The sequence below is a fragment of the Ramlibacter ginsenosidimutans genome (genome assembly GCF_016654015.1).
Taxonomy (GTDB): domain Bacteria; phylum Pseudomonadota; class Gammaproteobacteria; order Burkholderiales; family Burkholderiaceae_C; genus Ramlibacter; species Ramlibacter ginsenosidimutans.
In genome coordinates, this window is sequence record NZ_JAEPWM010000013.1 from 44305 (window position 1) to 70032 (window position 25728).

A 25728-nucleotide genomic window follows, 5' to 3' on the forward strand; every position below is an offset into this window, starting at 1 on the left:
CCCGGGGCCATGTCGAGGAACACCATGTACAAAAACCTCGCCGCCTTGTTCATGGCGGCTTGTTGCATCAGCTCTCCCACGCACGCGCAGAAGCCCGCGCCCCTCAAGGTCGGCTTCGTCTACGTCGCGCCTCTCACCGATGCCGGCTGGGTGCACCAGCACGAGCTGGGCCGGCTGGCGGTCCAGTCCGCGTTCGGCGATCGCGTGCAGACTTCGTATGTCGAGAACGTGCCCGAAGGTCCCGATTCCGAGCGCGTGATACGCGACCTGGCGGCGTCCGGGCACAAGCTGATCTTCACGCCCAGCTTCGGCTACATGGAGCCCACCTTGAAGGTGGCGAAGGACTTCCCGGACGTGAAGTTCGAATCCATCACCGGCTACAAGAACGCGCCCAATGTCGCGGCCGCCAACGCGCGTTACTACGAGGGACGTTATCTCGCGGGCATTGCCGCCGGGCGCATGACGAAGACGCACCTCGCGGGCTACGTGGCGGGCATGCCCATCCCCGAGGTCCTGCAGGGCATCAACGCGTTCACGCTGGGCATGCGGTCGGTCGATCCGAAGGCGCAGGTGAAGGTGCTCTGGCTGAACACGTGGTTCGATCCGGGCAAGGAGCGCGATGCCGCCATGGCGCTGATGGACGAGGGCGCGGACGTGCTGGCGTTCCACACGGCCTCCACCGCGGTGATGGCGGCCGCGCAGGAGCGCGGCAAGCTCGCGATCGCCTATCACTCCGACATGCGCAAGGTGGCGCCCGACGCGCAGCTGCTCGCGGTCACGCACCAGTGGGGCGACTACTACAAGCGCCGCACGCAGGCCGTCCTCGATGGCACGTGGAAGCCCACGAACACCTGGGGCGGCGTCAGGGAAGGGATGATCCGCGTCGGCTGGTTCGGTCCCAGGGTGCCCAAGGCGGTGCAGGACGAGGTGCTGGCGCGCCAGCAGGACATCGCCGCCGGCCGGCTGCGCCCCTTCGCCGGGCCGATCGTGGACAACGAGGGCCATGCCGTCATTGCGCGGGGGCAGGTCCTGACGGATCCCCAGATACTGGCTATGAACTATCTCGTATCGGGCGTGCAGGGCAAGGTCGCAAAATAGCGGCCATGTACGCCTTCCGCGCCGCCCTGCTTTCCTTCGCCGACGACGGGACCGCCCGCTACGAGGAGGACGGCCTGCTGGTGGTCGGCCCCGACGCCTCGGGCGCGCAGGTGATCCGGGCGGCGGGTGCCCATGCGGCGCTGGCGGCCAACTATCCCGGCGTGCACACCACCGAGCTGCCCGGACGCATCCTGGCGCCCGGCTTCATCGACCTGCACGTGCACTTCCCGCAGACCGACGTGATCGGCTCGCCCGCCGACGGGCTGCTGCCCTGGCTGGAGAACTACACCTTCCCGCACGAATCGCGCTTTGCAGACCGCGACCACGCGGACGGCATGGCGCAGGTCTTCCTCGACGAACTGCTGCGCAACGGGGTGACGACGGCGCTGACCTTCTGCACCTCGCACCTGCATTCGGTCGACGCGCTGATGGAGGCGAGCGAGGCGCGCGGCCTGCGCATGATCGCGGGCAAGGTGCTGCAGGACCGGCACTCGCCGGACGGCGTGCGCGATGAGACCGAGCAGTCGCTGCGCGACACCGAGGAGCTGATCCGCCGCTGGCACGGGCGCGGCCGGCTCGGCTACGCCATCACGCCGCGCTTCGCGCCCAGTTGCAGCGAGGCGCAGCTGCGCGGCGCCGGCGAGCTGGCGGCGCGCCATCGCGACGTGTGGATCCAGTCGCACGTGGCCGAGAACAAGGACGAAGTGCGCTGGGCGCGCGAGCTGTTCCCGGCATCGCGCAGCTACCTGTCGATCTACCAGGACTTCGGGCTGATGCGCGATCGCGCCATCTACGCGCACTGCATCCACTTCGACGACGAGGACCGCGCCTTGATGCGCGACACGGGCGCGGCCGCCGCGGTGAGCCCGACCAGCAACCTGTTCCTGGGCAGCGGCTTCTTCGACTACGAGGGTGCGATGCGCGTGGGCTTCCGCCACGGCCTGGCGAGCGACGTCGGCGGCGGCACGAGCTTCTGCCCGTTCCACACGATGCTCGCCGCTTATTTCGTGGCGCGCGAAGGCCAGACCAAGCCCGGACTGAGCCTGAGCCCGCAGAACCTGTGGTGGCAGCACACCGCGGGCGCTGCCGAAGCGCTGGGCCTCGACGGCGTCGTGGGCAACCTGCGCCCGGGTTGCGAAGCGGACTTCGTGGTGCTGGACCCGCGGGCGACGCCGCTGCTCGCGCGCAAGACGCAGCACGCGCGCAACCTCGACGAACTGCTGTTCTCGCTGATCGTGCTCGGGGACGACCGCGTCGTGCAGCGCGTCTACGTGGACGGGGTCGCGGTCTAGGCCGCTGCGCGGCGCAGGCTCCTAGCGCACCAGGGACTCCAGGAACTCGTCGATCGCGGCGTTCACCGGCTCCGGGTGCGTCACCGGCGCCATGTGGCTGAGCTTGGCGAAGCGCAGCTCGCGCGGCTGCGGCAAGGCCGTGAGCAGCACTTCCATCACGCCCAGGGAGGACCGGGGCGAACGCTCGCCGGCCATGCACAGCACCGGCATGGTCAAGGCGCGCAGGTCGGCCTGCGTGGCGGGCTCCGTCGTCAGCGCGCGGGCCCAGTGCTCGACGTGCCGCACCGAGTGCGCCATCGCGGGCTTGCGTTCCGCGGGCATGCGCTCCCAGGCGCCCGCACCCATCCAGAAATCGATGAAGCAGCGGGCCGCGCCGTCCTCGTCCTGCCGTGCGAGGCATGCCATCGCAGCGGCCACGGCGGCCCGGATGCCGTCGGCGTCGTTTGGCGGCGGCGAGCGTTGGTCCACCAGCTCGAACAGCGTCGGCTCGTACACCGCCACGCCCGCGAAGCGGCCGGGGTGCAGCAGCGCCGCCTTCAGGGCGACCGCCGCGCCGTAGGAATGGCCGACCAGGAACGCGGGCGTGCTGGCGCGCGCGAGCACGGGCGCGAGGAGGGAGACCTCGTCGGCGAGCGTCGGGCCGCCGGGGCCCGGCCATTCGGGGGACTTGCCCGCCCCGTAGCCGTCCACGGCGACGACGTGGAAGCGGTCGGCGAGCCGGTCCTGGAAGCCCCGCCACTGGCCGGAGTGGCTGGCGTTGGAATGCAGGCAGACGACGGTGGGACCTTCGCCCGCCTCGCGGCAGAAGGGGACGGCAGCGGCCATGCGCAGCTCCTGGAACCAGCGGACCTTGTACGCCCAGGCGCGCCGGGCCGCAAGCTCTGGCCACCTAGAATGAGGCCCGAGGAGCCTTCCCATGAGCATCAAGAGCGACAAGTGGATCCGCCGCATGGCGCAGCAGCATGGCCTGATCGAGCCGTTCGAGCCGAACCAGGTGCGCGAGGTGGAAGGGCGCCGCGTCATCAGCTACGGCACCTCCAGCTACGGCTACGACATCCGCTGCGCACCGGAATTCAAGGTCTTCACCAACATCCACAGCACGGTGGTGGACCCGAAGAACTTCGACGAGAAGAGCTTCGTCGACTTCCACGACGACGTGTGCATCATCCCGCCCAACAGCTTCGCGCTGGCGCGCACGCTGGAGTACTTCCGCATCCCGCGCAACGTGCTGACCATCTGCCTGGGCAAGAGCACCTATGCGCGCTGCGGGATCATCGTGAACGTGACGCCGTTCGAGCCGGAGTGGGAAGGCTACGTGACCCTGGAGTTCTCCAACACCACGCCGCTGCCCGCCAAGATCTACGCTGGCGAAGGTTGCGCGCAGGTTCTCTTCTTCGAGAGCGACGAGGAGTGCGACGTCAGCTACAAGGACCGCGGCGGCAAGTACCAGGGCCAGCACGGGGTCACGCTGCCCAAGGCCTGAGCGCCCACGGGCGCACGGCTGCGCGGGTGGAGCCCGCGGCGCGCGCGCCTGTCCGCCGCGCGCTGCTTTTGCGCTGCGGCGCGGCATCGCAACGCGCCATCCGTGACGGGTGCGCGCCTGCGCGCGAAGTGCCCGCTCGCATGCAAGCATCGCGACGTGCGCGCAGTCCGCGCGGACTTCGCCGAACCGCAGGGCGTTTCTGGATTTTGTCCTACAAAATGGCGCGGTTGGCACTCTGGCGCGGCGGCAGCGGGCGGCCTAGGATCAGCGCATCGCAAGGAAGTCCGCCATGTCGTACGTTGCCCACTTCAACGAAACGCGCACGCCGCCGCAGCAACGCAGCAGTCTCCTGTGGGTCGCGTTGGGCGCCCTGGCGGCGGGGCAGCTGTTCGCGTTCTGGCTGGTGTGCAGCCAGCAGGTGCGCAACGCCCAGGCCCGGCACGACGAAGCGGTCGTGCAGCAGATGGCGCTGTCCGACTGCCTCCAGTACATCCCGGCTTCCACGATCGCAAGCTGCTCGGCGCGCAACCGCCACGACGCGGGCGTGAGCCCCGACCAGGCGTCGACGGACACCGCCGCGCTGACCAGCGCCATGCCGGTCAACTTCAGCTTCCGCTAGGAGCCGCCATGAGCACCCCGCACGCGCACCACGCACCGATCGAGGGCGCGGCGGACCTTGCCGACTCCCTCGAGGCCAGTGACGACTTCCAGCCGGCCGAGAGCCCGCGGTACTGCCCCACCAGCCTCCTCGCCAGCTTCGCCCTGCTGATGGCAGGCCACGGCCGCTGCGTGAACACCGACATGATGCTCGGCGACCGCGAGTACGCGATGTGGCAGCTGGCCTGCGGCCGCGCGCTGGACGACGACGAGCTCCAGGCCATCGCCACGCGCCTGTTCGCCTACTTCGACGATCCGCAGCACACGGGGATGGCGGTCACGGGCACGGCTTGAGTCGCCTGTTGTCGCACGGATGAAAGCCCCGCGTGCCGGGGCTTTTTCATGGTTTTCTGGAATTCGGGGGCGAGGAGGTGCGCTCTTCGGAGGGCACCGCACGCCGCCCGCCGCGACGATGAACAGTGTGGCTCCTGCGGGCAATATTCCGGGCCCTCGTAGGCTGGCGGTGAGCACCGCGAACCCCAGCGATCCAGCGTAGCGCAGCAAGCTGGGGTTCGCCTGCGGCTCACCACCAGCCTACGGTTTCAGGGGCGGCATCGCCTGGATGAGGCTCTTCGCCGATCCGCGGCGACTGCCAACTCAGACCAGCCCGATCCCCGCAAAGGTGCTCATCGCCGCCGCGCGTTGCGGCGGCAGCGTGATGAACGCCTGGGTCACGGTGTCGTTCGCGCTCTCGGTCGCGATCATCGCTTCCGGCGCATGGTCGCCGATCCGGTCGCCCAGCAGCGCATAAGTGGCCGGACAGATCGCGATCGTTCCCGCTGCCACCTGGGCCAGCGCGGCTTCCGCCTGCTCGATCGCCGGGCCGAACAGCACTTCCTGCGTGCGGCCTGCGAGTTCGAAGCGTGCGAACTTGCACTGGAAGGTGCTGACGGCACTGCGCAGCCGGCGCTTGGGCGCGAGTCGCTGGATGACGATCGCGGAACGGACAGCCGACAGCGCTTCGCGAAACGCGAGCAGCTGGCCGGCAACGACCGAGGGCTGCGCAGTGGCGCGCAGGCGCTTCGCGAGCAAGCCGGGATCGACGTCCGCGTCGAGCGGGTCATCGCTCACGAGGAGGCTGCAGGTCGTGGACCCGAAGCGGATCGTGTCGAACGCACCACTCAGGAACAGGTCGCTCCAGGTTTCGAGGGCGCCGCTGCGGATCAGGCGCTCGGACAAGGCCTCTCGCAAGGCGTCTGCTGGCTGGTCCAATCCCGTGGCCATGGAACCCGGCTCTCCGTGCATGTCCTTCTCCTCTGTAATGCGCTCGTCTTGCTCTGGCATCGGGCCCCTCTCCGACCCGATGTGTCAAATTGTTGCGCGACTGCGCATGAGCAGGAAGATGGAGAACCGCCTAAGGCAGTGCGCGGATTTCTTAACCCAGGCTGGCGGCTAGAGCTCCGCGCCTTCGACCAGGAAGCGCACGCGGCGCGTGCCCTGCCACTCGTCCGCATCCAGCCGGAACGCGAGCTTCACCCGCGCCGGCAGCGGCTGCGTGTGGCCGAACCAGATGCCGTCCACGGCCTGGCCCTGGTGCCGCAGCTTGATCGCCAGGTGCTTTTCGCCGACCAGTTTCTGCGACACGATCTCCACCTCCTCGCTGAACACGGGCGGCGCGAAACCCTGGCCCCAGACTTCCTGGTGCAAGGTGTCGACCAGGTCGGCGCGCCGGTACTCGGGCGCGAGCGGGCCGTCGGTGTGCAGGCTGCGCAACAGCGTGGCCGCATCGAGCCACTCCTGGGCCACTTGCGCGAGCGCCTGTTCGAACACGTCCAGGTGTTCCTCGGCGATCGTGCAGCCGGCCGCCATCGCGTGCCCGCCGAAGCGCAGCAGCACGCCCGGATGGCGCTTGGCGACGAGGTCCAGCGCATCGCGCAGGTGGAAGCCGGGAATCGAGCGGCCCGAGCCCTTCAGCTCGTGCTCCTTGCCCGGCGCCTGGCTGGCCGCGAACACGAAGCTGGGGCGATGCAGCTTGTCCTTGATGCGCGAAGCCACGATGCCGACCACGCCCTCGTGGAAATCGGGATCGAACACGCAGATCGCCGGCGGCGGCTCCTCGCCCTCGTCGAACAGCGACTCCGCCATCGCGAGCGCCTGTTCGCGCATGTCGCCCTCGATCTCGCGCCGTTCGCGGTTGATGCCATCGAGCGTGCGTGCCAGCTCCGCGGCCCGCGCGGCGTCGTCGGTGAGCAGCAGCTCGATGCCCAGCGTCATGTCGGCGAGCCGGCCCGCCGCATTGATGCGCGGGCCCAGGGCGAAGCCGAAGTCGAAGGTGGTCGCCACCTGCGGCTGGCGTCCGGCGGCCTGGAACAGCGCGGCGATGCCGCAGGGAAGAGCGCCCGCGCGGATGCGCTTGAGCCCTTGCGCGACCAGGCGGCGATTGTTGGCGTCCAGCTTCACGACGTCGGCGACCGTGCCCAGCGCCACCAGTGGCAGCAGTGCGTCCAGCTTGGGCTGCGTGCGCTCGTCGAAGACGCCGCGCGCGCGCAACTCGGCGCGCAGCGCCAGCAGCACGTAGAACATGACGCCGACACCAGCGATGGACTTGCTCTCGAACGCGCAGCCCGGCTGGTTGGGATTCACGATCGTCGCGCCCTGCGGCAGCTCGGCGCCGGGCAGGTGGTGGTCGGTCACCAGCACCTGCAGGCCCAGCTCCAGGGCCGCTGCGACCCCGTCGATGCTGGCGATGCCGTTGTCGACGGTGACGAGGACGTCGGCGCCCTGCGCGTGCACGCGCTGCGCGATGGGCCGCGTGAGGCCGTAGCCGTCGACCACGCGATCCGGCACCAGGTAGCGCACGTTCTTCGCCCCGAGCAGGCGCAGGCCGCGCACGGCCACGGCGCAGGCGGTCGCGCCGTCGCAGTCGTAGTCGGCGACGATGCACAGGCGCCGGTCCGCGGCGATGGCATCGGCCAGCAGCACTGCAGCTTCGCTCACGCCGCGCAGCGTGCCGGGTGGCAGCAGGCGGCCCAGGCCGTTGTCCAGTTCTTCCTTGCCCAGCACGCCGCGCGCGGCATACAGGCGCGCAAGCAGCGGGTGGATGCCCGCCTGTTCGAGCGCCCAGGCGGCGCGCGGGGGGACGTCGCGGGTAACGATCTTCACAAGCCCTCCAGCAGGTCGGCCGCCGTCGGGGCGGAGAAAAGGTTGGCAAGGCGGCGCCAGCCGCCGGCCGCGGCGGCGGACGACCAGGTGCGCGCGCCGGCTTCGCCGCACAGCGTGAGGCGGATGCTGCGGCCGGCGTCGAGTTCGGTGAGCAGCCGCGCGCAGTCGCGCGCATCGAGCTCCTGCCACGCGGCCGCCCAGGCGCGCCAGTCGCCCACCAGGGCGGCGTCGCGCAGGTAGGGCGAGATCTGCAGTCCGGGAATGGGACCCCGGCGCGTGGCGGGAGGCAGCGCGCCCGTGCCGCTGGCCCAGAAGGAGTTCACGGGAAGCAGGCCGCCGCGCTGGCGTTCGTCGTTCAGCGGCAGCGTGTACAGCAGCATCTGCATCTCCTGCTGCAGCCGCCGCACCGGCGCGCCTTGCGCGCCCGCCGGCAGCCAGCGCTGGATGTTGCGGCCGACGACGCGATCCAGCGAAGCGGTGGGCAGGCTGCGAAAGAGTTCGCCCTGCGCCAGCCAGCGCAGCGGCGCGTCGTAGCTGAGCGCGATGCCGTCTTCGGCGAACCAGGGGCGCATCGCCTCCAGCAGCGCGTGCGAGTCCTCGGCATCGAGCTGCAGGTCCTGCGGATGCGCCATCGCGATGTGGTCGGAACCCACGCGCCAGTGAGCCGGGTGGATCCACGCCCAGGGCGCGGCGGCATCGCCGGCGCCGTCCTCGAGCACCTGCAGCGCCGCCAGCGGGATCAGCCCGTCGACCGGCTGCAGCCCGTACGCGCGCGCCAGTTCCCGCTCGTGCGGCGGCGACAGGCTGGCCGGCTCGCCCAGGTCCGTGCCCTCCACGCCGAGGCGGCGCACCAGGCGCAGCAGGTTGGGCAGGGCCAGCCCCTGCAGGGCCTGGCCGCACTCGGCGGCCGAGCAGGTGGCGAAGGGAACGAGCAAGTGGACTCCGTCTGACACATCCGTATTGTCGGTGATGCCACAATCGCGGCCGATGCACTCCTACCACTAGCCGGCGCGATGGCCCTTCCTTACGAGCTCGTGCTGGGCTGGCGCTACACCCGCGCCGGCCGGTCCACCCGGCGCAACGGCTTCATCTCCTTCATCTCCGGGGTGTCGATGCTGGGGATCGCCCTCGGCGTGGCGGCGCTGATCATCGTGCTGTCGGTCATGAACGGCTTCCAGAAGGAAGTCCGCGACCGCATGCTGGGCGTAGTGTCGCACGTGGAAGTCTACGGACCCGGCGGCGGCGCCTTGCCGGACGAACAGCGCACGCTGTCCGAGGTGCGGCGCAACCCGGAGGTGATCGGCGCGGCGCCGTTCGTGGCCGCGCAGTCGCTGCTCGCGCGCGGCGACGACATGCGCGGCTCCATCGTGCGTGGCATCGACCCGAAGCTCGAGTCGCAGGTCACCGACCTCGCGGCGGCTTCGCAGTCCACGCTGGACAAGCTCGTGCCCGGCCAGTTCAACATCGTGCTGGGCGTGGAACTCGCGCGCGCGATGGGCGTGCGCGCGGGCGATGCGGTGACGATGATCGCGCCGGGTGGCGAGGTCACGCCGGCCGGCGTCGTGCCGCGCCTGAAGCAGATGACGGTGGTCGGGACCTTCGACTCGGGCCACTTCGAATTCGACAGCGGCCTCGCACTGGTGAACATCGAGGACGCGCAGAAGCTGTTCCGGCTGGACGGGCCCACCGGCGTGCGGCTGAAACTGCGCGACCTCAATCGCGCGCCCGAGGTGGCGGCGCAGCTCACGCGCACGCTGTCGGGCGACTTCCTCGTACGCGACTGGACACAGCAGAACCGCAGCTGGTTCGCGGCCGTGCAGCTGGAAAAGCGCATGATGTTCATCATCCTCACGCTGATCGTCGCGGTCGCCGCGTTCAACCTGGTCAGCACGCTCGTGATGACGGTCACCGACAAGAAGGCGGACATCGCGATCCTGCGCACGCTGGGGGCGAGCCCGTCCAGCATCATGGGCATCTTCGTCGTTCAGGGCGCGGCGGTCGGTGTCATCGGCACGCTCGCGGGCCTGCTGCTCGGACTCGCGATCGCGTTCAACATCGACGTGATCGTGCCCGCGATGGAGCATGCGCTGCATGCGAGCTTCCTGCCCAAGGACATCTACCTGATCAACCGCATGCCCAGCGATCCGCAGTCGGGCGACATCGTGCCCATCGCGGTGATCTCGCTCGTGCTGGCCTTCGTCGCCACGCTGTATCCCAGCTGGCGCGCGAGCCGCGTCAACCCGGCGGAGGCGCTGCGCTATGAATGACACGCTCGCCCGCGCCGCCGGAGGCCTGTCGCCGGTGCAGCCGCATCGCGGCGTCGTGCTCGCCTGCCAGGGGCTGACCAAGCGCTTCAGCGAAGGCGGCCTGGACGTCGAGGTGCTGCGCGGGGTGGACCTCGAAGTGCATGCCGGCGAGACCCTCGCCATCGTCGGCGCCTCGGGTTCCGGCAAGAGCACGCTGCTGCATGTGCTGGGTGGCCTGGACGCGCCCACTTCGGGTGCCGTGCAGCTGATGGGACAGCCGCTCGCGCAGCTGACCCCCGCCGCGCAGGGCCGCCTGCGCAACCAGCACCTGGGCTTCGTGTACCAGTTCCATCACCTGCTGCCGGAGTTCAGTGCGCTGGACAACGTCGGCATGCCGCTGCGCATCCGCCGCGAACCGATTCCCGAGGTGAACCGCCAGGCCGAGGAGATGCTGGCGGCCGTGGGCTTGCGCCAGCGCATCCTGCATCGGCCCTCGGAGCTCTCGGGCGGCGAACGCCAGCGCGTCGCCATCGCGCGCGCGCTGGTCGCGCACCCGGCCTGCGTGCTCGCCGACGAACCCACCGGCAACCTGGACCGCGGCACGGCCGATGTGGTGTTCAGTCTGATGCTGCAGCTGGCCAGGGAGCGCGGCACGGCCTTCGTCATGGTGACGCACGACGAGCAACTGGCCGCGCGCTGCGGCCGCACCTTGCGCCTCACGGCTGGCCATCTCTCCGGCTAGTCGGAGTTCCGGCTGCGGGCCCGGCGCGGGCTCTACAGGATTCGATTGAACCAGAGCAGCGAGAGTCCGGCGGACAGCAGGGCGAGCGCCGCCGCGGCCATCGCGAACAGCGCCGAAATCTCGGTTTCCTTCTTCTCCACCGTGAGCTTCGAGCTGAGCGCCTGGTAGACCTTCTTCAGGTCCTGCGCGGTGCCGGCGTAGAAGTAATCGGCCGAGGTCTTCTGCGCGATCGCCTTGAGCGTCTCCTCGTCGAGGCGCACGCGCATGGACCAGCCTTCGAAGCCGATGGTTTCGCCGTCCACCGTGCCGATGCCCACCGTGTACACGCGCACGCCGCGGTCGGCCGCCAGCTTCGCGGCATCCATCGGGTCGACGCCGGTGGTGCGCTGGCCGTCGGTCAGCATGATGATCGCGGCGGAGGGATAGGAGCCCGGCGCGACCGGCGTGAATTCCTTCTTCGGCTTCTTCTCGGTGTCGAGCGAGAAGCCGCGCGTGCGTTCGCGGCCGGACTGCAGCGACTCGAGGTCGATGCCGTCATCGGGGAACAGCGTGGCCAGCGAGATCACGATCGCATTGCCGGTCGCAGTGGCCCGTTGCAGCTGGAAGCGGTCGATCGCGGTGACCAGGTCCTCGCGGTTGGTGGTGGGCAGTTGCGCGACCTGCGCCGAGCCGGCGAAGGCGACGATGCCCACCTTCACGTTGCGCGGCAGCTCGCCGATGAAGGCCTTGGCCGCGTTCTGCGCGGCGACCAGCCGGTTCGGCTGCACGTCGGTGGCCCGCATGCTGCCGGACACGTCCATCGCCAGGATGATCGTCTGCTGGTTCGAGGGCAGCGTCACGACCGCGACCGGTCGCGCGGCCGCGAGCAGCAGTGCCGTCATCGCCAGCAGGAACAGCGCGGGCGGAATGTGCCGGCGCAGCTGCGAGCCCGTGCCCATCGCTTCCTTCACGATGGACAGCGAGGCGTAGCGCACCGCCATCTTCTTCTTGCGGCGCAGCAGCCACAGGTACAGCGCCACCAGCACCGGCAAGGCCAGCAGCAGCCAGAGGAACTGGGGCCAGAGGAAGTCCATCGCTCGTCTCCGGGATCAGGCGGCGCGCCGCAGGTGCGCGGGCAGGCCGCCGGCAGTGAGTTGGCTGCGGCGCTTGCGCATGTCCACGAAACGCACGATGGCGTCGACGAGCTCGGCGTCCGTGGACAGCTCCAGCGCGTCCACCGCGCAGCGGGTGAGCGCCTGGCGCAGGTCGGCCTCGCGTTGCGCGGCGATCCGGGCGAAGCGCTTGCGGAAGCCCGCATCGTGCGTGTCGACCACCAGCTGCTCGCCGGTTTCGGCATCGCGCAGCGTCAGCAGGCCGAGGTCCGGCAGTTCCAGCTCCAGCGGATCCAGCACCCGCACGGCGACGACCTCGTGCCGTTGCGCGAGTTGCGCCAGCGCCTTTTCCCAACCGGGCTCGCTGATGAAATCCGACACGACGAACACCGTGGAGCGCCGCTGGATGTTGCCGGCCGCGGAAGACAGCAGCTCCTGCAGGCGCGTGGGCCCGGACTCCACCGCGACGCGGTCGAGCATGCTGTGCAGCAGGTGCAGCACGTGGCGGCGGCCCGTGCGCGGCGGGATGACCGTTTCGACGCCGGCGCCATAGAGCATCGCGCCCACGCGGTTGCCGTGGCGGGTCAGCAGGCGCGCGAGCACCGCGACGAACTCGGCCGAGACATTGCGCTTGCGCAGCACGCCGGAACCGAAGTCGACCGACGGGCTCAGGTCCAGCAGGAACCACGCGGACATCTCGCGGTCCTCGGTGAACACGCGTACGTGCGGCACCTGCATGCGCGCGGTGACGTTCCAGTCGATGTGGCGCACGTCGTCGTGCAACTGGTATTCGCGCAGGTCGGCGAGGTCGAGCCCGGCGCCGCGCAGCAGCGTGCGGTAGTCGCCCTGCAGCAGTCCGTCGAGGCGGCGAATCACCTTCCACTCGAGCCGGCGCAGTACCTGCTCGGCATGGTGCGCGGCCGGCGCGGGCGGCGTCGCCGCGGTGCGCTGCGCGGCAGCGGCGGATGCGCGCGAGCCGCGCTCAGGCCACCAGCTTTTCATGTTCCAGCGGCTTGGGGGGCGCCGGGATCTTGGCCATGATCTTCTGGATCACGGCGTCGGAGCCGAGCCCCTCCGAGAGCGCCTCGTAGGAGAGCACCACGCGGTGCCGCAGTACATCAGGCACGAGGTCCACCAGGTCCTCGGGCAGGGCGTAGCCGCGGCCGCGCAGCATGGCCACCGCGCGGCCCCCTTCAACCAGGCTGATGGTCGCGCGCGGGCTCGCGCCGTAGGTGATGAAGCGCGCGAGGTCCTTCAGGCCATGCCGCTCGGGCTGGCGCGTCGCCGACACGAGCTTGACGGCGTACTGCACGAGCGAGGGATCGACGTAGACCTCGCGGCATTCCCTCTGCAGGGCGGCCAGCTGCTCGGTGGTGGCGACCGGCGTCACGTCCACGGACGGCCCGGTCACTCGCTGCACGATGACGAACTCTTCCTCGTCCGAGGGATAGTCCACCAGCACCTTCATCATGAAGCGGTCCACCTGCGCCTCCGGCAGCGGGTAGGTGCCTTCGGTCTCGATCGGGTTCTGCGTCGCCATCACCAGGAAGGGGCTGGGCACGCGGTGCGTCTCGCCCGCGATGGTCACCTGCCGCTCCTGCATCACTTCCAGCAGCGCGCTCTGCACCTTGGCGGGCGCGCGGTTGATCTCGTCGGCCAGCAGCAGGTTGGCGAACACCGGGCCCAGCGAGGTGGAGAACTCGCCGGTCTTCTGGTTGTAGATGCGCGTGCCCACCAGGTCCGCCGGCACCAGGTCCGGCGTGAACTGGATGCGCTTGAACTGGCCGCGCATGGTGTTCGCCAGGGTCTTGACCGTCAGCGTCTTGGCGAGTCCCGGCACGCCTTCGACCAGCAGGTGGCCCTGCGCGAGGATCGCGACCATCACGCGCTCGAGGAAGCGGTCCTGCCCGACGACGACGCGCTTCACTTCGTAAAGGATCTGCTCCATCAATTGCGCCGTGGCGCTGTCGGTGCGGCTGGTGGTGTCCATGCTTTCCTGCTGGGGAAGGGGAAGGGCGGCCGTCAGAACGGCGGCAGCCCGGCGGCGGCGGCGGCGTTCTCGATCGGCACGGCGAAGCCGATGCCGAGGAAGGTGCGCGCCTGGGTCGGGTTGAGGATGGCGGTGACGATGCCCACCACCTCGCCGTCCATGGTCACGAGCGGCCCGCCCGAATTGCCCGGGTTGGCCGCCGCGTCGAACTGGATCAGGTTCTTCATCTCCTGCTTGCCCTCGGGCGAGCGGAACACGCGCCCGAGTCCGGACACGATGCCGCCCGAGGCCGAGGGCCCGATGCCGAAGGGGAAGCCCACCGCCATCACCTTGTCGCCCGGCGCGAGGTCGGCGGTGGAGCGCATGGTGGCGGGGATCAGGTCGTCGGGAAGCTTGCTCGCCTGCAGCACCGCGAGGTCGTTCTCCGCCTGCACGCCGGTCACGGTGGCGGGCGACTCCAGGCCGTCGAAGAAGATGACCTTGACGCGGTCGGCGCCGTTGATCACGTGCAGGTTGGTGAGGATCACGCCCTTGTCGACGATCACCACGCCGGTGCCCACGCCGCTCTCGATCTCGTCGCCCTCGCCACTGCGCTCCGGCGTGGCCGGGCCCAGCGGCTTGGGCCGCGCGCCCTTCACGTGCGGGGTGGGGTCTTCATCGCGCAGCCGGCTCTTCTTCACGTAGCTCACGACACGCACCACCGACGGACGGATCGTTTCGTAGGCCCGCGCGTATTCGGAGGGCATCACCTGCGTCTCCATCGTCTTGAGGACGGCGGCGTTGATGTCTTCCTGCGTGAGCCGGCGCTGCCCCGGGCGCGCGAGGCTGAACGCCAGTGCCGCCGAGAGCAGCAGCACCGCGAGCCAGAGCAGGGCGGGGTTGGAGGGGGAGAGGGCGGCGCGCCAGCGGCGGCGCGCGGGCTCGGTAGCCGCGCCATCGGCGGGCGCGGCGGGCGTGGGCGGCACCTCCGTGGGGGCGGCCGCGGCACGGGCAGGGCGGCTGGAGCTGTAGAGGGCGGGCCTGCGCATCCGTAATCCTTGACTGTTCCGATCGACCGGCGCCCAGGGCCATGCGTCCCCAGGCAATCGCACGGTAGCACGGTTTTCCGGCGTCTGCACGGGTTGCGGCATCATGCATGGAGCGATGTGGATTGATACGCACTGCCACCTGGACGCCGCCGAATTCGAGCCTGACCGGAAGGCCGTGCGCAGCCGCGCGGCTGCGGCCGGCGTCGCGCATTGCGTGCTGCCCGCGGTCGCCCCGGCGAACTTCGAAACGGTGCGCGCGCTGGCGCACGCGCACGGGGACAGCTATGCGCTGGGCATCCACCCGCTTTACACCGGCGCGGCGACGGACGACGACCTCGTGCTGCTCGACCGCGCGCTCGCCGCCCACCGCGACGACCCGCGGCTGGTGGCCGTCGGCGAGATCGGGCTGGACTTCTTCGTCCCCGGTCTCGACGCGGGCCGGCAGCAGCATTTCTACGAGGCGCAGCTGGCACTGGCCCAGCGGTACGCGCTGCCCGTGCTGCTGCACGTGCGGCGCTCGGCCGACGCCTTGCTCAAGCAACTGCGTCGCACGCCGGTGGCCGGCATCGCGCATGCGTTCAACGGCAGTGCGCAGCAGGCGGCGGAATTCGTCCGGCTGGGCTTCCGGCTGGGCTTCGGCGGCACGCTCACCTACGAGCGTGCCTTGCAGGTGCGGCGGCTCGCGCGCGAGCTGCCGCTGGCCGCGATCGTGCTGGAGACGGATGCGCCGGACATTCCACCGCACTGGCTTTACCGCACGGCGGGCGAGCGCGCTACCGGCAGCGCCCAGGGGCGCAACGAACCGGCGGAACTGCCACGCATCGCGGCGGTGCTGGCGCAGTTGCGTGGGCTCGGCGTGGAGGAACTGGCGGCGGCCACGTCGCGCAATGCCTGCGATGCGCTGCCGCGGCTGGCCGCGCTGCTGCCGCCCCTTACGCCTCCTTGAACGCGTCCATGAGGCGGCGCGCCTTGTCGGTCATCTGCGCGAGCCGGGTGGCGAGCTCCTGTTCGGCCGCCTGCAGCCGGATGATCTGCGCCGCGGCCTGGGTCAGCTCCACCTGCAGCGCGTGGCGGGCGTCGATCGCCGCGATGAGTTCGGTGGGGACGAGGGCGCGGTAGCCCGCGGCGTGCAGCAGCGGCTGCAATTCGCCGTCCAGGCGGCCGCAGGCGGGCAGCACGCGATCCAGCAGCGTCGCGCACAGCACGGCGCGTTCGCCCGCGAGCTGTTCGCTCGCCATGTGCACGCTGCGCGCTTCCGAGCAGAGGCGGTGCGCGGCCTGCAGGCGCTCGTGCATGGACGCGCCGCGGCGCGCCAGTTCGTCGATGGCGCGCTGCGCCACGCCGGGCTGCGCCTGCCGGCGTCGCTCGGCCAGGTCCTGGCCCATTTCGGCGAGCCACTGCGCGCCCTGGCGAATGCGCTTGCGCAGCGAGCGCGACTCCACCACCAGGTCGATCCATTGCAGGCGGGCGACGGGGCTGCGCACGCCTTCGCGTTGCACGACCTCCCCGGTGAGACGGGTGAGATGCGCCACTGCCGCGGCGAGCGCCTGGCCCTGGCGCAGGAACTCGCCCGAACGCTCGCCGCCGCTGCGGCCGGCGAGGAAGTCCAGCGTGGTGGTCGTCGCGTGCGTCGCATGCAGGGCGTCTTCGAGCGCCGCGAGCTCCATGCCGGCGCGGGCCTCCTGCAGGCGCTGGCGCACGGCATCCAGGCGGGGCACGCGCTTGCGTGCCATCGACTCCAGCAGTTCGTGGACGTCGGCGGCGAGCGCCGCGGCTGGCCGCCGCTGCATCCGGACCGAGGTCGCCATGGCTTGCTCCCGTGCGGAATGGGGCCGTGCCGGGTTCCAGGCCCCGGCCGCCCTGCCCGTCGTGGCGTCGGCCCAGGAGGACTCGGGAGGGAAATCGGTCAATGCAGTCCCATTGCGATGCGTTGGCAACATTCTGTAAGCCGTCGCCCGGGCGTGCCTGCAGCCGGCGTGAAGTGCGTCACGAAAGCAGCAGGGGCATGGCTGGCGTGCCGTCCGTTCGCGACGGACGGACGCTGGGACGTGGCGAGCGGCCACGCGGCGGGCCGGACCGGGATAATCCGCCGCCGTGACTGCCGCCGCCGCCCCCGCCCTCCCCGAAGTGAATTTCTCCGACCACGGGGACATCCGCTACCTGCACCTTGGCACCGAATGGATCCAGGGCTCGATGCGCATCGATGACCCGTTCGCGATCGACCTCGAGTACGTGCAGCGCATGATGGCCTGGCTGCTGTTCGTCGAGCCGCAGACGGTCGCGAAGCGGCACGCCATGCAGCTCGGACTCGGCGCCGCGGCGCTGACCAAGTTCTGCCACAAGCGCCTGCGCATGAAGACGACGGCGATCGAACTGAATCCGCAGGTGGTGGCTGCCTGCCGCCTGTGGTTCAAGCTGCCGCGCGACGACAGCCGCCTCTCGGTGATCCTGGGCGACGCGCGCGAGGTCGTCGCGCACGAACACTGGCGCGGACAGGTCGACGCGTTGCAGGTGGACCTGTACGACCACGAGGCGGCGGCCCCGGTCCTCGACAGCGAGGACTTCTACCGCGATTGCCGCACGCTGCTGACGGAGGACGGCTGCATGACGGTCAACCTGTTCGGGCGGTCCTCCAGCTACGAGCGCAGCCTGCAGCGCATCCAGGCGGCGTTCGGCGACGAAGCGGTCTGGGCCTTCCGACCGACGCGTGAAGGCAACACCGTGGTGCTCGCCTTGCGCGAGCCCGCGCACCCCACGCGGGCGCAGCTTTCCGAGCGGGCGGAGGCCATCGAGGCCCGCTGGGGCCTGCCCGCGCGCAAATGGTTGCGTGTGTTCCGGCCCGTGGGCTGAGTACCATGCGTCCATGAGCGCGCAAGCCAGGCCACGAACCTCCCCACCCGCACCGGTGTCGCCGGCGTCCTACCGCGGTCCGCTGCAGTGGCGGCACCTGGTGGAGTGGTTGTCGGAAGACGGCGTGATCTCGATGGACGAGGCGCAACGCACGATCTCGCGCTGCTCGCAGGCGGAAAGCGCGCAGCATCCGCTGGTGCGCCTGGCCGCCGTTTCCATGCAGCGCACGCGTGACGGCAAGCCGCTGGACATCGAGACGCTCACGCAATACCTGGCCGGCCGCGCGCAGCTGGACTACCTGCGCATCGACCCGCTCAAGGTGGACGTCGCCAAGGTGGGCGACGTGATGAGCGCCGGGTACGCGGAGCGCCACCGCGTGCTGCCCGTGCAGGTGACAAGTGCGGAAGTGGTGGTCGCGACCTCCGAGCCTTTCCTGTTCGACTGGGTGGACGAGGTGGAGCGCCAGGCGAAGCGCAAGGTGCGGCGCGTGCTCGCGAACCCGCAGGACATCCACCGCTTCACGGCGGAGTTCTTCGCGCTCGCCAAGTCCGTGCGCGCGGCCCAGAAGAGCGGCGGCAGCAGTGGCGCGGCGAGCTTCGAGCAGCTGGTGGAGCTGGGCAAGAGCAAGCAGCTCGATGCCAACGACCAGGGCGTCGTGCAGGTGGTGGACTGGCTCTGGCAGTACGCGTTCGACCAGCGCGCGAGCGACATCCACCTGGAGCCGCGGCGCGAGCAGGGTGTGATCCGCTTCCGCATCGACGGCGTGCTGCATCCCGTGTACCAGATGCCCATGACGGTGTTGAACGCGATGATCGCGCGCGTGAAGCTGCTCGGGCGCATGGACGTCGTCGAGAAGCGCCGGCCGCAGGACGGCCGCATCAAGACGCGCAACCCCCGCGGCGACGAGGTGGAGATGCGGCTGTCCACGCTGCCGACCGCCTTCGGCGAGAAGATGGTGATGCGCATCTTCGACCCGGACACGGCGGTCAAGGACCTGGACGCGCTCGGCTTCTCCGCGCACGACGCGCAGCGCTGGGAGCAGCTGGTGAAGCGGCCGCACGGCATCGTCCTGGTCACCGGCCCGACGGGCTCGGGCAAGACGACCACGCTGTACTCGACCCTCAAGCGCCTGGCCACCGAGGAAGTGAACGTGAGCACGGTGGAGGACCCGATCGAGATGATCGAGCCGTCCTTCAACCAGACGCAGGTGCAGCCGCAGCTGGATTTCACCTTCGCCGAAGGACTGCGCGCGCTGATGCGCCAGGACCCCGACATCATCATGGTGGGCGAGATCCGCGACCTGCAGACGGCGGACATGGCCGTGCAAGCCGCGCTTACCGGGCACCTGGTGTTCTCGACGCTTCACACCAACGACGCGCCGTCGGCCGTCACACGCATGATGGAACTGGGCGTGCCCCCGTTCCTGATCAACGCCACGGTTCTGGGGGTGCTGGCGCAGCGCCTGGTGCGCACGCTGTGCAAGCAGTGCCGCCAGCCGGACACCGACACGCCGCGCGAGAAACTCGACGAGATGGTGAAGCCCTGGAAGCTCTCGGGTCCATGGCAGCCGTACAAGCCGGTGGGCTGCGTCGAGTGCCGCATGACGGGATTCCTCGGGCGCATGGGCCTGTACGAGTTGCTGACCCTGGGGGACGGCTTCAAGGAGCTGGTCACGCGCGACCCGGCCAACCAGGCCTTGCGCCGCCAGGGCATCGCCGACGGCATGCGGCCGCTGCGCCTGGCCGGCGCGCTGCGCGTCGCCGAAGGACTGACCACGCTCGAGGAAGTCCTCAGCGCCACGCCGCCGCTGGAGTGATCGTCCGATCGCCGAGGGCAGCTTGACCGGAGAATGCGCCGGTCCCAATCCGTGCAGGAGACACGATGCGAATCAAGAGCCAGAGGGATTTCTGGTCCGGGTTGATGTTCATGGCCTGCGGAGTCGCCTTCGCCTGGGGCGCGACCGGCTACGCGATCGGCGAGGGCGCCCGCATGGGCCCCGGCTACTTCCCGCTGGTGCTGGGCATCCTGCTCACGCTGCTCGGGCTGTTCATCACCTTCGAGTCGCTCGTTGTGGAGACCGAGGACGGCGAGCCGGTCGGCGCGATCGCCTGGAGGCCGCTGGCCTTCATCGTCGGTGCGAACCTGGTGTTCGGTGTGCTGCTCGCCGGCGTGCCGAAGTTCGGCATCCCCGCCATGGGACTGATCGTGGCCATCTACGCGTTGACCTTCTTCGCGGCCCTCGCGGGCGACGCGTTCCGGCTGAAGGAAGTGGCGATCCTCGCCACCGTGCTCGCCGCCGGCAGCTACCTCGCCTTCGTGGTGCTGCTGAAGCTGCACTTGCCGGTGTGGCCGGCCTTCCTGTCGTCGTGAGGCGCGCACCATGGACCTGCTGACGAACCTGTCCACCGGCTTCGCCGTGGCGGCCACGCCGCTGAACCTGCTGGTTGTTTTCATCGGCTGCCTGCTCGGCACGCTGGTCGGCGTGCTGCCCGGCATCGGCCCGGTCGCGGCGATCGCGATGCTGCTGCCCGCCACCTATGCGCTGCCGCCCGTGTCGGCCCTGATCCTGCTGGCCGGGATTTACTACGGCGCGCAGTACGGCGGCTCGACGACGGCCATCCTGGTGAACCTGCCGGGCGAGTCCTCCTCGGCGGCGACCGCGTTCGACGGCTACCAGATGGCGCGCCAGGGCCGCGCGGGACCGGCGCTCACCGCCGCGGGCCTGGGCTCGTTTGTCGCGGGCTGCGTCGGCACGCTGGTCCTCGCTGCCTGCGCCGCGCCGCTGGCGGAAGTCGCGTTCAACTTCGGCCCGGCCGAATACTTCTCGCTGATGGTGCTGGGCCTGGTCGGTGCGGTGGTGCTGGCCTCGGGCTCGCTGATCAAGGCCATCGCGATGATCATCCTGGGCCTGCTGATGGGACTCGTCGGCGGCGAGATGAACTCCGGGGTGACGCGCTTTTCCTTCGGCGTCCCCGAACTCACCGACGGCATCGGCGTCATCGTGATCGCCATGGGCGTGTTCGGCTACGGCGAGATCATCAGCAACCTGAGCCAGCCCTCCAGTCCGCGCGAGGTCTTGACGGAACCGGTGCACGGGCTGGTCCCGACGCTCGCGGACTTCCAGCGCATGCTGCCCGCGGTGTTGCGCGGCACGGCGCTCGGCTCGGTGCTGGGCGTGCTGCCCGGCGGCGGCGCGCTGCTCGCCTCCTTCGCGGCGTACACGGTGGAACGCAACACCCGGCTGCACCCGGGCGAGGTGCCCTTCGGCAAGGGGAACGTCCGCGGGGTCGCCGCGCCGGAGTCCGCCAACAACGCCGGCGCGCAGACATCGTTCATTCCGCTGCTCACGCTGGGCATCCCGCCCAATGCGGTCATGGCGCTGATGGTGGGCGCGATGACTCTCCACGACGTGCAGCCGGGTCCGCAGGTGATGACCAGCAACCCGCAGTTGTTCTGGGGCCTGATCGCCTCGATGTGGATCGGCAACCTGATGCTGGTCGTGCTGAACCTGCCCCTGGTGGGCGTGTGGAGGCGGCTGCTGGCCGTGCCCTATCGCTGGCTGGTCCCGGCGATCGTCCTGTTCTGCGCGATCGGTGTCTATTCCACGAACAACGACGTGTTCGACATCTGGATGGTGGGCCTGTTCGGAGTGATCGGCTACGTGTTCATCAAGCTCGGTTGCGAGCCTGCGCCCTTGCTGCTCGGGTACATCCTGGGGCCGATGATGGAGGAGAACCTGCGGCGCGCGCTGCTGCTCGCGCGCGGCGACTGGGCGGTGCTGATCACGCGTCCGCTGTCGGCGGGACTGCTCGCTGCCGCCGTGCTGCTGGTCGTGATGGTCGCCTTGCCCGGCGTGAAGAGCAAGCGCCGGGAAGCGTTCGCCGCCGACTGAGGGCGCGCTCAGCGCGACGGGCGCGGCGCCTTGCCCGCGAGGCCGGCGAGCTGCTGGTCCACGAGCAGCTCCGCCGCTTCGATCGTGTCTTCCAGCGGGAGCAGGAGCACGAAGCGGAAGTAGTGCCAGGTCGTCGCGCTGAGGTGGTAGCGCAAGGTGGCAGCCGCGAGCTTGCGCCGGCGTTCGGGCGCGCGGGGCGCCACGGCGTCCAGCACCTTGCGGATGCCGAGCCAGCGCTCCTTCGCTTCCTTGGCGATCATGTGCTGCCGCAGTTCGCTGTGCCAGGCCGCGCGGATCAGCTCGCGATGCGCATCCATCGCCGTGAACAGCCCGCGCGGCATGGCGCGCAGCTCCTCCACGCCGGTCGGCGCCGGCGGCAACTGCACCGTGCGCGCGAGCGCGGTGGCGGCGGCGGCCAGGAAGTCCTCGCGCGATCCGAAGTAGCGGAACAGGGTGCGTTCCGCGATCCCGGCCTCGATTGCCGCCGCGCGCGCGGTGATCTCGCCGGTGCGCTCGAGCACCTTCAGGGCGGCCTCCAGGATCAGCCGCTCCGTCACCTCGCTCTGCAAATCGCTCAGTCTGGACACGGCGCGATTATCCCCGATTGACAGGGGGTGTGCCACGATGTCATGCTGCATGACATGTTCATCCCAAGGAGACTGTGATGGCGAAGCATGCGATGGTGGTCGAACAGGGTCGTGCCGAGACGCTGGACGTCATGGGGGCGAAGGTCAGCTTCCTGTGTCCCGCGGCGGCGACGGAAAAGGCCTGGTCGCTGATCGAGGTGACCGCGCCCCGGGATGCCGGCCCGCCGCCGCACCAGCACCCCTGGGACGAGGCGTACTACGTCCTGGAAGGCGCGCTGCGATTCCGCATCGGCGACACCGAGCGGACGGTGCAGCGGGGCGACTTCCTCTATGCGCCGGCGGGCACCGTGCATGCGTTCCAGGGAGCCTCGGAGCAGCCTGCCCGCGTGCTGGTCTTCGATGCGCCTGCGGCCGCCGAGGGTTTCTTCCGCGAAGCGGCCGCGGAAGTCCGCGAGCTGCCGCGGGACCTGGCCAAGGTGCCGGAGATCGGGGCGCGGCACCGGCTGCAGTTCCACCTGGGTTGAGCGCGGCGACCGCGCGAGGCCCGCCCTCGCCATCCCAGAGGGGGCGTCCCGCGGGGCGCCCTCCGTGTTTGCGCCACAATCCGGCGCATGGCGATGCCCCCCGCCCACCCGCAACGGGTGGTGCTGCACAACGAGATCCACGCCCGGCCTCCCGAAGCGATGAGCGCGCCCCTGGCGCTGTCGCATCTCGTCATGGCCGGCGACGCGGCCATGCGCGAAGCGAGCCGCGCGCACCTGGCGGCCTTGCTGCGCGACCACCACCTGCCCGAGCCCGCACCCGGCGCCGTGCACGTGCGCATGGAGTTGGGCGGCTTCCGCGTGCGCTGGGAGCTGCACACGGAGTTCGTGACCTGGACTTTCTCGCGCGCCTTCGATCCCGCGGCCTTCGGCGAGCACGCCCCGCCCACGGCGGCCCAGGCGGTGCCGCAGGACTGGCTCGCGGCCCTGCCGGGGCAGTGCCTCGCCGCGCTGAACTTGTGGGTGCTGCCCGCGCCCGAGGGTGTGCAGCAGGCGCTCACGCGCGGGCTGCTGCACGAGGAGACGCTGGTGGGCTCCCGCGTCGTCGAAGGCAAGGGCGAGGTCTTCACGGATTTCGCCATCCACGCCGACGGCTGCTCGCGCATGGTGCTGCTGGTCGACGGCGTGTCGGCGCGCCGCACGGGCCGGCTGGTGCAGCGGCTGCTGGAGATCGACACCTATCGCATGGCAGCCCTGCTGGGCCTGCCGGCGGCGCGCGAGTCTGCGGCCCTGCTCGGTGTGGCGGAGGCGGAACTCGCCGGGCTGGCCGAAGCGATCCGCCTGGCCGGCCGCGACCAGGAGCCGCAACTGCTGGACCGCCTCACGCGCCTGGCGGGCCAGGTGGAAAGCCACTACGCGGCAACCCACTCGCGCTTTTCCGCGAGCGCCGCTTACTTCGAGCTGGTGGACCGGCGCCTGGCCGACATCGCCGAAACCAAGCTCGATGGCCTGCAGACGCTCGGCGAGTTCATCGACCGCCGCCTCTCACCCGCGCGCGCGACCTGTGCGTGGGCCGTGCGGCGGCAGGATGCGCTGTCGCAGCGGGTCTCGCGCATCAGCAACCTGCTGCGCACGCGCGTAGAGATCGAGCAGCAGCAAAGCAGCCAGGCCCTGCTGGCCGCCATGAACCGCCGGCAGGACCTGCAGCTGAAACTCCAGGCGACCGTGGAAGGCCTGTCGGTCGCCGCCATCACCTACTACATCGTCGGCCTCGTGAGCTACCTCGCCAAGGGCGCGCACGCGATCGGCTGGCCCTTCAGCGCGGAAGCGACCGCTGCCTGCGCCATCCCGGTCGTGGCGTTCGCCGTCTGGCTGTCCCTGCGAAGACTGCATGCCCGCCTCCTCGGCCACTCCTGAGCTCCGCGCATCCTCCCGTTCCTCCGGCGTCGTCCTCGCGTTCGCCGGCGCCATCGCCTTCAGCGGCAAGGCCATCATCGTGAAGCTCGCGTACCGCTACGGCGTCGACGCGGTGACGGTGATCATGTACCGCATGCTGTTCGCGCTGCCGATCTTCCTCGCGATGTCGTGGTGGGCCGGGCGCGGCAAGCCGCCACTCTCCGGACGCGAGTGGCTCGGCGTGGCGGGCCTCGGCGTCACGGGCTACTACCTCGCGAGCTTCCTCGACTTCCTGGGCCTGCAGTACGTGACGGCCTCGCTGGAGCGCCTGGTCCTGTACCTCACTCCGACGCTGGTGCTGCTGCTCGGCTGGCTGCTCTATCGCAAGCCCTGGAAGCGCAAGCAGTTGCTGGGCATGGCGATCAGCTACGGTGGCGTGCTGCTGGTGTTCGGCCAGGAGGTGCGGCTGGAAGGCAGCAACGTCGCGCTGGGCACGCTGCTCGTGTTCCTGAGCGCGGTGAGCTACGCGATCTATCTCGTGTACAGCGGGCAGATGGTGCAGCGGCTCGGGTCGCTGCGCCTGGTCGGGCTGGCCACGAGCGTGGCCTGCGTGCTGTGCATCGTGCAGTTCCTGGTGGTGCATCCGCTCTCGGCCGCCGTCGTCGCCCCGCAGGTGATCTGGCTGTCGGTGTTGAACGCCGTCTTCTGCACGGCGGTGCCGGTGCTGCTGGTGATGATGGCCATCGAGCGCGTGGGCGCCTCGGTCACCGCGCAGACGGGCATGGTCGGCCCGATGTCGACCATCCTGATGGGCGTGTGGCTGCTGGGCGAGCCTTTCACCGCCTGGGTCGCGGCCGGCTCGGCGCTGGTAATCGCGGGCATCCTCGTGTTCACCCGCAGCGGGCGCTGAGCGCGGCCTCTGCAGCACCGCGCGGGCGCCGGCGGTGCGTATCATTCGCGCTTCTTCCGCTTTTCTCTGCAGGCTTTCTATGAACTTGGGCATCACGGGCAAATGGGCGCTGGTGTGCGGCGCCAGCAAGGGTCTTGGCTTCGGATGCGCGCAGGCACTCGCGCGCGAAGGCGTGCACGTCGTCATCGTGGCGCGCGGCGCCGATGTGCTGCAGGCGGCCGCGGACCGGCTGCGCCAGGACCCCGGCGTGCCCAAGGGCACGCAGGTCGAGCCGATCGCGGTGGACATCACGACGGCCGAGGGCCGCGCCAAGGTGTTCGCCTTCCGCAAGGACTACGACATCGTCGTCACCAATGCCGGCGGCCCGCCCCCCGGTGACTTCCGCGACTGGGACCGCGATGCGTGGATCAAGGCCGTGGACGCCAACATGCTCACGCCGATCGAACTGATCAAGGCGACGGTCGACGGCATGGCCGAGCGCGGATTCGGGCGCATCGTGAACATCACGTCCAGCGCCGTGAAGGCGCCGATCGACATCCTGGGCCTGTCCAACGGCGCGCGCAGCGGCCTCACGGGCTTCGTCGCCGGCGTCGCGCGCACGACCAAGCTCGCGTCGTCCAACGTGACGATCAACAACCTGCTGCCGGGCGTGTTCGACACCGACCGCATCAAGACCACCCTGGAAGGCAGCGCGAAGAAGACCGGCAAGTCGGTCGACGAACTGCGCCAGCAGCGCATGAACACGATCCCGGCCAAGCGCTTCGGCACGCCCGACGAATTCGGCACGACCTGCGCCTTCCTGTGCAGCGCGCAGGCGAGCTACATCACCGGCCAGAACGTGCTGATCGACGGCGGCGCGTACCCCGGGACCTACTGAGCGCGG

The 25728-nt window shown here is 70.2% G+C and carries 26 protein-coding genes; 16 read left to right on the top strand and 10 right to left on the bottom strand.

Going from position 1 to position 25728, the window contains the following annotated elements; all coding sequences use genetic code 11:
- The first annotated feature begins 24 nt into the window (after positions 1 to 24).
- Entirely contained in the window at positions 25 to 1098 is a 1074-nt protein-coding gene (locus JJB11_RS22950; protein ID WP_201177047.1) for a BMP family ABC transporter substrate-binding protein, read from the top strand.
- Between the two features lie 5 nt (positions 1099 to 1103).
- Positions 1104 to 2390 (top strand): guanine deaminase, encoded by a 1287-nt coding sequence (guaD, locus tag JJB11_RS22955; protein WP_201177048.1) that lies wholly within the window; start codon positions 1104 to 1106, stop codon positions 2388 to 2390.
- Between the two features lie 21 nt (positions 2391 to 2411).
- On the opposite strand, the gene JJB11_RS22960 is transcribed toward guaD, so the two are convergent.
- Positions 2412 to 3215 (bottom strand): alpha/beta fold hydrolase, encoded by an 804-nt coding sequence (locus JJB11_RS22960; protein ID WP_201177049.1) that lies wholly within the window; start codon positions 3213 to 3215, stop codon positions 2412 to 2414.
- Between the two features lie 91 nt (positions 3216 to 3306).
- On the opposite strand from JJB11_RS22960, the gene dcd reads away from it, so the two are divergent.
- From dcd to JJB11_RS22975, 3 genes are all read left to right on the top strand, one after another.
- On the top strand, positions 3307 to 3873 hold the full coding sequence (gene dcd, locus JJB11_RS22965) for a dCTP deaminase (RefSeq protein ID WP_201177050.1): 567 nt from the start codon (positions 3307 to 3309) through the stop codon (positions 3871 to 3873).
- Positions 3874 to 4162: 289 nt separating this feature from the next.
- On the top strand, positions 4163 to 4492 hold the full coding sequence (locus JJB11_RS22970; protein ID WP_201177052.1) for a hypothetical protein: 330 nt from the start codon (positions 4163 to 4165) through the stop codon (positions 4490 to 4492).
- Between the two features lie 8 nt (positions 4493 to 4500).
- The gene (locus JJB11_RS22975) at positions 4501 to 4824 is read left to right on the top strand and encodes a hypothetical protein (RefSeq protein ID WP_201177054.1); all 324 of its coding nucleotides are present in this window, start codon (positions 4501 to 4503) and stop codon (positions 4822 to 4824) included.
- Positions 4825 to 5127: 303 nt separating this feature from the next.
- On the opposite strand, the gene JJB11_RS22980 is transcribed toward JJB11_RS22975, so the two are convergent.
- The 3 genes from JJB11_RS22980 to JJB11_RS22990 all read right to left on the bottom strand — a co-directional run bounded on the left by JJB11_RS22980 (position 5128) and on the right by JJB11_RS22990 (position 8585).
- Positions 5128 to 5754, bottom strand: a complete 627-nt coding sequence (locus tag JJB11_RS22980) for a hypothetical protein (protein ID WP_201177055.1) — start codon at positions 5752 to 5754, stop codon at positions 5128 to 5130.
- A gap of 168 nt (positions 5755 to 5922) precedes the next feature.
- Positions 5923 to 7632: a single-stranded-DNA-specific exonuclease RecJ gene (gene recJ / locus JJB11_RS22985; RefSeq protein ID WP_201177064.1), complete on the bottom strand. Its 1710-nt coding sequence runs from the start codon at positions 7630 to 7632 to the stop codon at positions 5923 to 5925.
- Positions 7629 to 8585, bottom strand: a complete 957-nt coding sequence (locus JJB11_RS22990) for a phosphoglycerate mutase (protein WP_201177065.1) — start codon at positions 8583 to 8585, stop codon at positions 7629 to 7631. The genes recJ and JJB11_RS22990 overlap by 4 nt, the downstream gene beginning before the upstream one ends.
- A 60-nt stretch (positions 8586 to 8645) precedes the next feature.
- Here JJB11_RS22990 and JJB11_RS22995 point away from each other — a divergent pair, with 60 nt between their 5' ends.
- Together JJB11_RS22995 and lolD are read left to right on the top strand one after the other, a co-directional pair.
- On the top strand, positions 8646 to 9899 hold the full coding sequence (locus JJB11_RS22995; protein WP_201177073.1) for a lipoprotein-releasing ABC transporter permease subunit: 1254 nt from the start codon (positions 8646 to 8648) through the stop codon (positions 9897 to 9899).
- Positions 9892 to 10620: a lipoprotein-releasing ABC transporter ATP-binding protein LolD gene (gene lolD, locus JJB11_RS23000; RefSeq protein ID WP_201177083.1), complete on the top strand. Its 729-nt coding sequence runs from the start codon at positions 9892 to 9894 to the stop codon at positions 10618 to 10620. The genes JJB11_RS22995 and lolD overlap by 8 nt, the downstream gene beginning before the upstream one ends.
- 32 nt (positions 10621 to 10652) lie before the next feature.
- Here lolD and JJB11_RS23005 read toward each other — a convergent pair whose 3' ends face one another.
- The 4 genes from JJB11_RS23005 to JJB11_RS23020 are packed head-to-tail and all read right to left on the bottom strand — an operon-like array spanning position 10653 to position 14729.
- Positions 10653 to 11693: a VWA domain-containing protein gene (locus JJB11_RS23005; protein ID WP_201177092.1), complete on the bottom strand. Its 1041-nt coding sequence runs from the start codon at positions 11691 to 11693 to the stop codon at positions 10653 to 10655.
- 15 nt (positions 11694 to 11708) lie between these two features.
- Complete coding sequence (locus JJB11_RS23010; protein WP_201177094.1) at positions 11709 to 12713, bottom strand: DUF58 domain-containing protein; 1005 nt, start codon at positions 12711 to 12713, stop codon at positions 11709 to 11711.
- Entirely contained in the window at positions 12694 to 13701 is a 1008-nt protein-coding gene (locus tag JJB11_RS23015; RefSeq protein ID WP_201177096.1) for an AAA family ATPase, read from the bottom strand. The genes JJB11_RS23010 and JJB11_RS23015 overlap by 20 nt, the downstream gene beginning before the upstream one ends.
- A gap of 32 nt (positions 13702 to 13733) precedes the next feature.
- Entirely contained in the window at positions 13734 to 14729 is a 996-nt protein-coding gene (locus JJB11_RS23020) for a S1C family serine protease (RefSeq protein ID WP_201177098.1), read from the bottom strand.
- Between the two features lie 115 nt (positions 14730 to 14844).
- Here JJB11_RS23020 and JJB11_RS23025 point away from each other — a divergent pair, with 115 nt between their 5' ends.
- The gene (locus JJB11_RS23025; RefSeq protein WP_201965057.1) at positions 14845 to 15675 is read left to right on the top strand and encodes a TatD family hydrolase; all 831 of its coding nucleotides are present in this window, start codon (positions 14845 to 14847) and stop codon (positions 15673 to 15675) included.
- On the opposite strand, the gene JJB11_RS23030 is transcribed toward JJB11_RS23025, so the two are convergent.
- A complete protein-coding gene (locus JJB11_RS23030; RefSeq protein WP_201177102.1) occupies positions 15662 to 16537 on the bottom strand; it encodes a hypothetical protein in 876 nt (291 codons plus the stop codon). The two genes, JJB11_RS23025 and JJB11_RS23030, sit on opposite strands and share 14 nt — an antisense overlap.
- A 286-nt stretch (positions 16538 to 16823) precedes the next feature.
- On the opposite strand from JJB11_RS23030, the gene JJB11_RS23035 reads away from it, so the two are divergent.
- The 4 genes from JJB11_RS23035 to JJB11_RS23050 all read left to right on the top strand — a co-directional run bounded on the left by JJB11_RS23035 (position 16824) and on the right by JJB11_RS23050 (position 21471).
- Entirely contained in the window at positions 16824 to 17579 is a 756-nt protein-coding gene (locus tag JJB11_RS23035) for a class I SAM-dependent methyltransferase (RefSeq protein ID WP_201177104.1), read from the top strand.
- A 13-nt stretch (positions 17580 to 17592) separates the two neighbouring features.
- On the top strand, positions 17593 to 19395 hold the full coding sequence (gene tfpB, locus JJB11_RS23040) for a type IV pilus assembly ATPase TfpB (RefSeq protein WP_201177113.1): 1803 nt from the start codon (positions 17593 to 17595) through the stop codon (positions 19393 to 19395).
- A 65-nt stretch (positions 19396 to 19460) separates the two neighbouring features.
- A complete protein-coding gene (locus JJB11_RS23045; RefSeq protein WP_201177115.1) occupies positions 19461 to 19949 on the top strand; it encodes a tripartite tricarboxylate transporter TctB family protein in 489 nt (162 codons plus the stop codon).
- Between the two features lie 10 nt (positions 19950 to 19959).
- Positions 19960 to 21471 carry a tripartite tricarboxylate transporter permease gene (locus JJB11_RS23050; RefSeq protein ID WP_201177117.1) on the top strand — a complete coding sequence of 504 codons (1512 nt, stop codon included), beginning with the start codon at positions 19960 to 19962 and terminating at the stop codon, positions 21469 to 21471.
- Between the two features lie 8 nt (positions 21472 to 21479).
- Here the strand turns inward: JJB11_RS23050 and JJB11_RS23055 are convergent, their stop codons facing one another.
- Positions 21480 to 22058 carry a TetR family transcriptional regulator gene (locus JJB11_RS23055; RefSeq protein ID WP_201177119.1) on the bottom strand — a complete coding sequence of 193 codons (579 nt, stop codon included), beginning with the start codon at positions 22056 to 22058 and terminating at the stop codon, positions 21480 to 21482.
- Between the two features lie 77 nt (positions 22059 to 22135).
- Between JJB11_RS23055 and JJB11_RS23060 the strand changes: the two genes are divergently transcribed.
- The 4 genes from JJB11_RS23060 to JJB11_RS23075 all read left to right on the top strand — a co-directional run bounded on the left by JJB11_RS23060 (position 22136) and on the right by JJB11_RS23075 (position 25722).
- Positions 22136 to 22582 carry a cupin domain-containing protein gene (locus tag JJB11_RS23060; RefSeq protein WP_201177121.1) on the top strand — a complete coding sequence of 149 codons (447 nt, stop codon included), beginning with the start codon at positions 22136 to 22138 and terminating at the stop codon, positions 22580 to 22582.
- A gap of 87 nt (positions 22583 to 22669) precedes the next feature.
- Positions 22670 to 23956, top strand: coding sequence for a DUF3422 family protein (locus JJB11_RS23065; protein WP_201177123.1), 1287 nt, complete (start codon positions 22670 to 22672; stop codon positions 23954 to 23956).
- The gene (locus JJB11_RS23070; RefSeq protein WP_201177125.1) at positions 23931 to 24845 is read left to right on the top strand and encodes a DMT family transporter; all 915 of its coding nucleotides are present in this window, start codon (positions 23931 to 23933) and stop codon (positions 24843 to 24845) included. The genes JJB11_RS23065 and JJB11_RS23070 overlap by 26 nt, the downstream gene beginning before the upstream one ends.
- Positions 24846 to 24924: 79 nt before the next feature.
- Complete coding sequence (locus tag JJB11_RS23075) at positions 24925 to 25722, top strand: SDR family oxidoreductase (RefSeq protein ID WP_201177126.1); 798 nt, start codon at positions 24925 to 24927, stop codon at positions 25720 to 25722.
- The last annotated feature ends 6 nt before the right edge of the window (positions 25723 to 25728 follow it).

What these genes read in the sequence shown, in the direction of transcription:
- JJB11_RS23015 (WP_201177096.1), bottom strand. Translation starts at nt 13,701, where the DNA reads ATGGACACCACCAGCCGCACCGACAGCGCCACGGCGCAATTGATGGAG.
- tfpB (WP_201177113.1), top strand. Translation starts at nt 17,593, where the DNA reads ATGAGCGCGCAAGCCAGGCCACGAACCTCCCCACCCGCACCGGTGTCG.
- JJB11_RS23010 (WP_201177094.1), bottom strand. Translation starts at nt 12,713, where the DNA reads ATGAAAAGCTGGTGGCCTGAGCGCGGCTCGCGCGCATCCGCCGCTGCC.
- JJB11_RS23070 (WP_201177125.1), top strand. Translation starts at nt 23,931, where the DNA reads ATGCCCGCCTCCTCGGCCACTCCTGAGCTCCGCGCATCCTCCCGTTCC.
- JJB11_RS22960 (WP_201177049.1), bottom strand. Translation starts at nt 3,215, where the DNA reads ATGGCCGCTGCCGTCCCCTTCTGCCGCGAGGCGGGCGAAGGTCCCACC.
- JJB11_RS23060 (WP_201177121.1), top strand. Translation starts at nt 22,136, where the DNA reads ATGGCGAAGCATGCGATGGTGGTCGAACAGGGTCGTGCCGAGACGCTG.
- JJB11_RS22950 (WP_201177047.1), top strand. Translation starts at nt 25, where the DNA reads ATGTACAAAAACCTCGCCGCCTTGTTCATGGCGGCTTGTTGCATCAGC.
- JJB11_RS23020 (WP_201177098.1), bottom strand. Translation starts at nt 14,729, where the DNA reads ATGCGCAGGCCCGCCCTCTACAGCTCCAGCCGCCCTGCCCGTGCCGCG.
- JJB11_RS23025 (WP_201965057.1), top strand. Translation starts at nt 14,845, where the DNA reads ATGTGGATTGATACGCACTGCCACCTGGACGCCGCCGAATTCGAGCCT.
- dcd (WP_201177050.1), top strand. Translation starts at nt 3,307, where the DNA reads ATGAGCATCAAGAGCGACAAGTGGATCCGCCGCATGGCGCAGCAGCAT.
- JJB11_RS22995 (WP_201177073.1), top strand. Translation starts at nt 8,646, where the DNA reads ATGGCCCTTCCTTACGAGCTCGTGCTGGGCTGGCGCTACACCCGCGCC.
- JJB11_RS23075 (WP_201177126.1), top strand. Translation starts at nt 24,925, where the DNA reads ATGAACTTGGGCATCACGGGCAAATGGGCGCTGGTGTGCGGCGCCAGC.
- guaD (WP_201177048.1), top strand. Translation starts at nt 1,104, where the DNA reads ATGTACGCCTTCCGCGCCGCCCTGCTTTCCTTCGCCGACGACGGGACC.
- JJB11_RS23045 (WP_201177115.1), top strand. Translation starts at nt 19,461, where the DNA reads ATGCGAATCAAGAGCCAGAGGGATTTCTGGTCCGGGTTGATGTTCATG.
- JJB11_RS22980 (WP_201177055.1), bottom strand. Translation starts at nt 5,754, where the DNA reads ATGGCCACGGGATTGGACCAGCCAGCAGACGCCTTGCGAGAGGCCTTG.
- JJB11_RS23005 (WP_201177092.1), bottom strand. Translation starts at nt 11,693, where the DNA reads ATGGACTTCCTCTGGCCCCAGTTCCTCTGGCTGCTGCTGGCCTTGCCG.
- JJB11_RS23050 (WP_201177117.1), top strand. Translation starts at nt 19,960, where the DNA reads ATGGACCTGCTGACGAACCTGTCCACCGGCTTCGCCGTGGCGGCCACG.
- JJB11_RS23030 (WP_201177102.1), bottom strand. Translation starts at nt 16,537, where the DNA reads ATGGCGACCTCGGTCCGGATGCAGCGGCGGCCAGCCGCGGCGCTCGCC.
- JJB11_RS23065 (WP_201177123.1), top strand. Translation starts at nt 22,670, where the DNA reads ATGGCGATGCCCCCCGCCCACCCGCAACGGGTGGTGCTGCACAACGAG.
- JJB11_RS22975 (WP_201177054.1), top strand. Translation starts at nt 4,501, where the DNA reads ATGAGCACCCCGCACGCGCACCACGCACCGATCGAGGGCGCGGCGGAC.
- JJB11_RS22970 (WP_201177052.1), top strand. Translation starts at nt 4,163, where the DNA reads ATGTCGTACGTTGCCCACTTCAACGAAACGCGCACGCCGCCGCAGCAA.
- lolD (WP_201177083.1), top strand. Translation starts at nt 9,892, where the DNA reads ATGAATGACACGCTCGCCCGCGCCGCCGGAGGCCTGTCGCCGGTGCAG.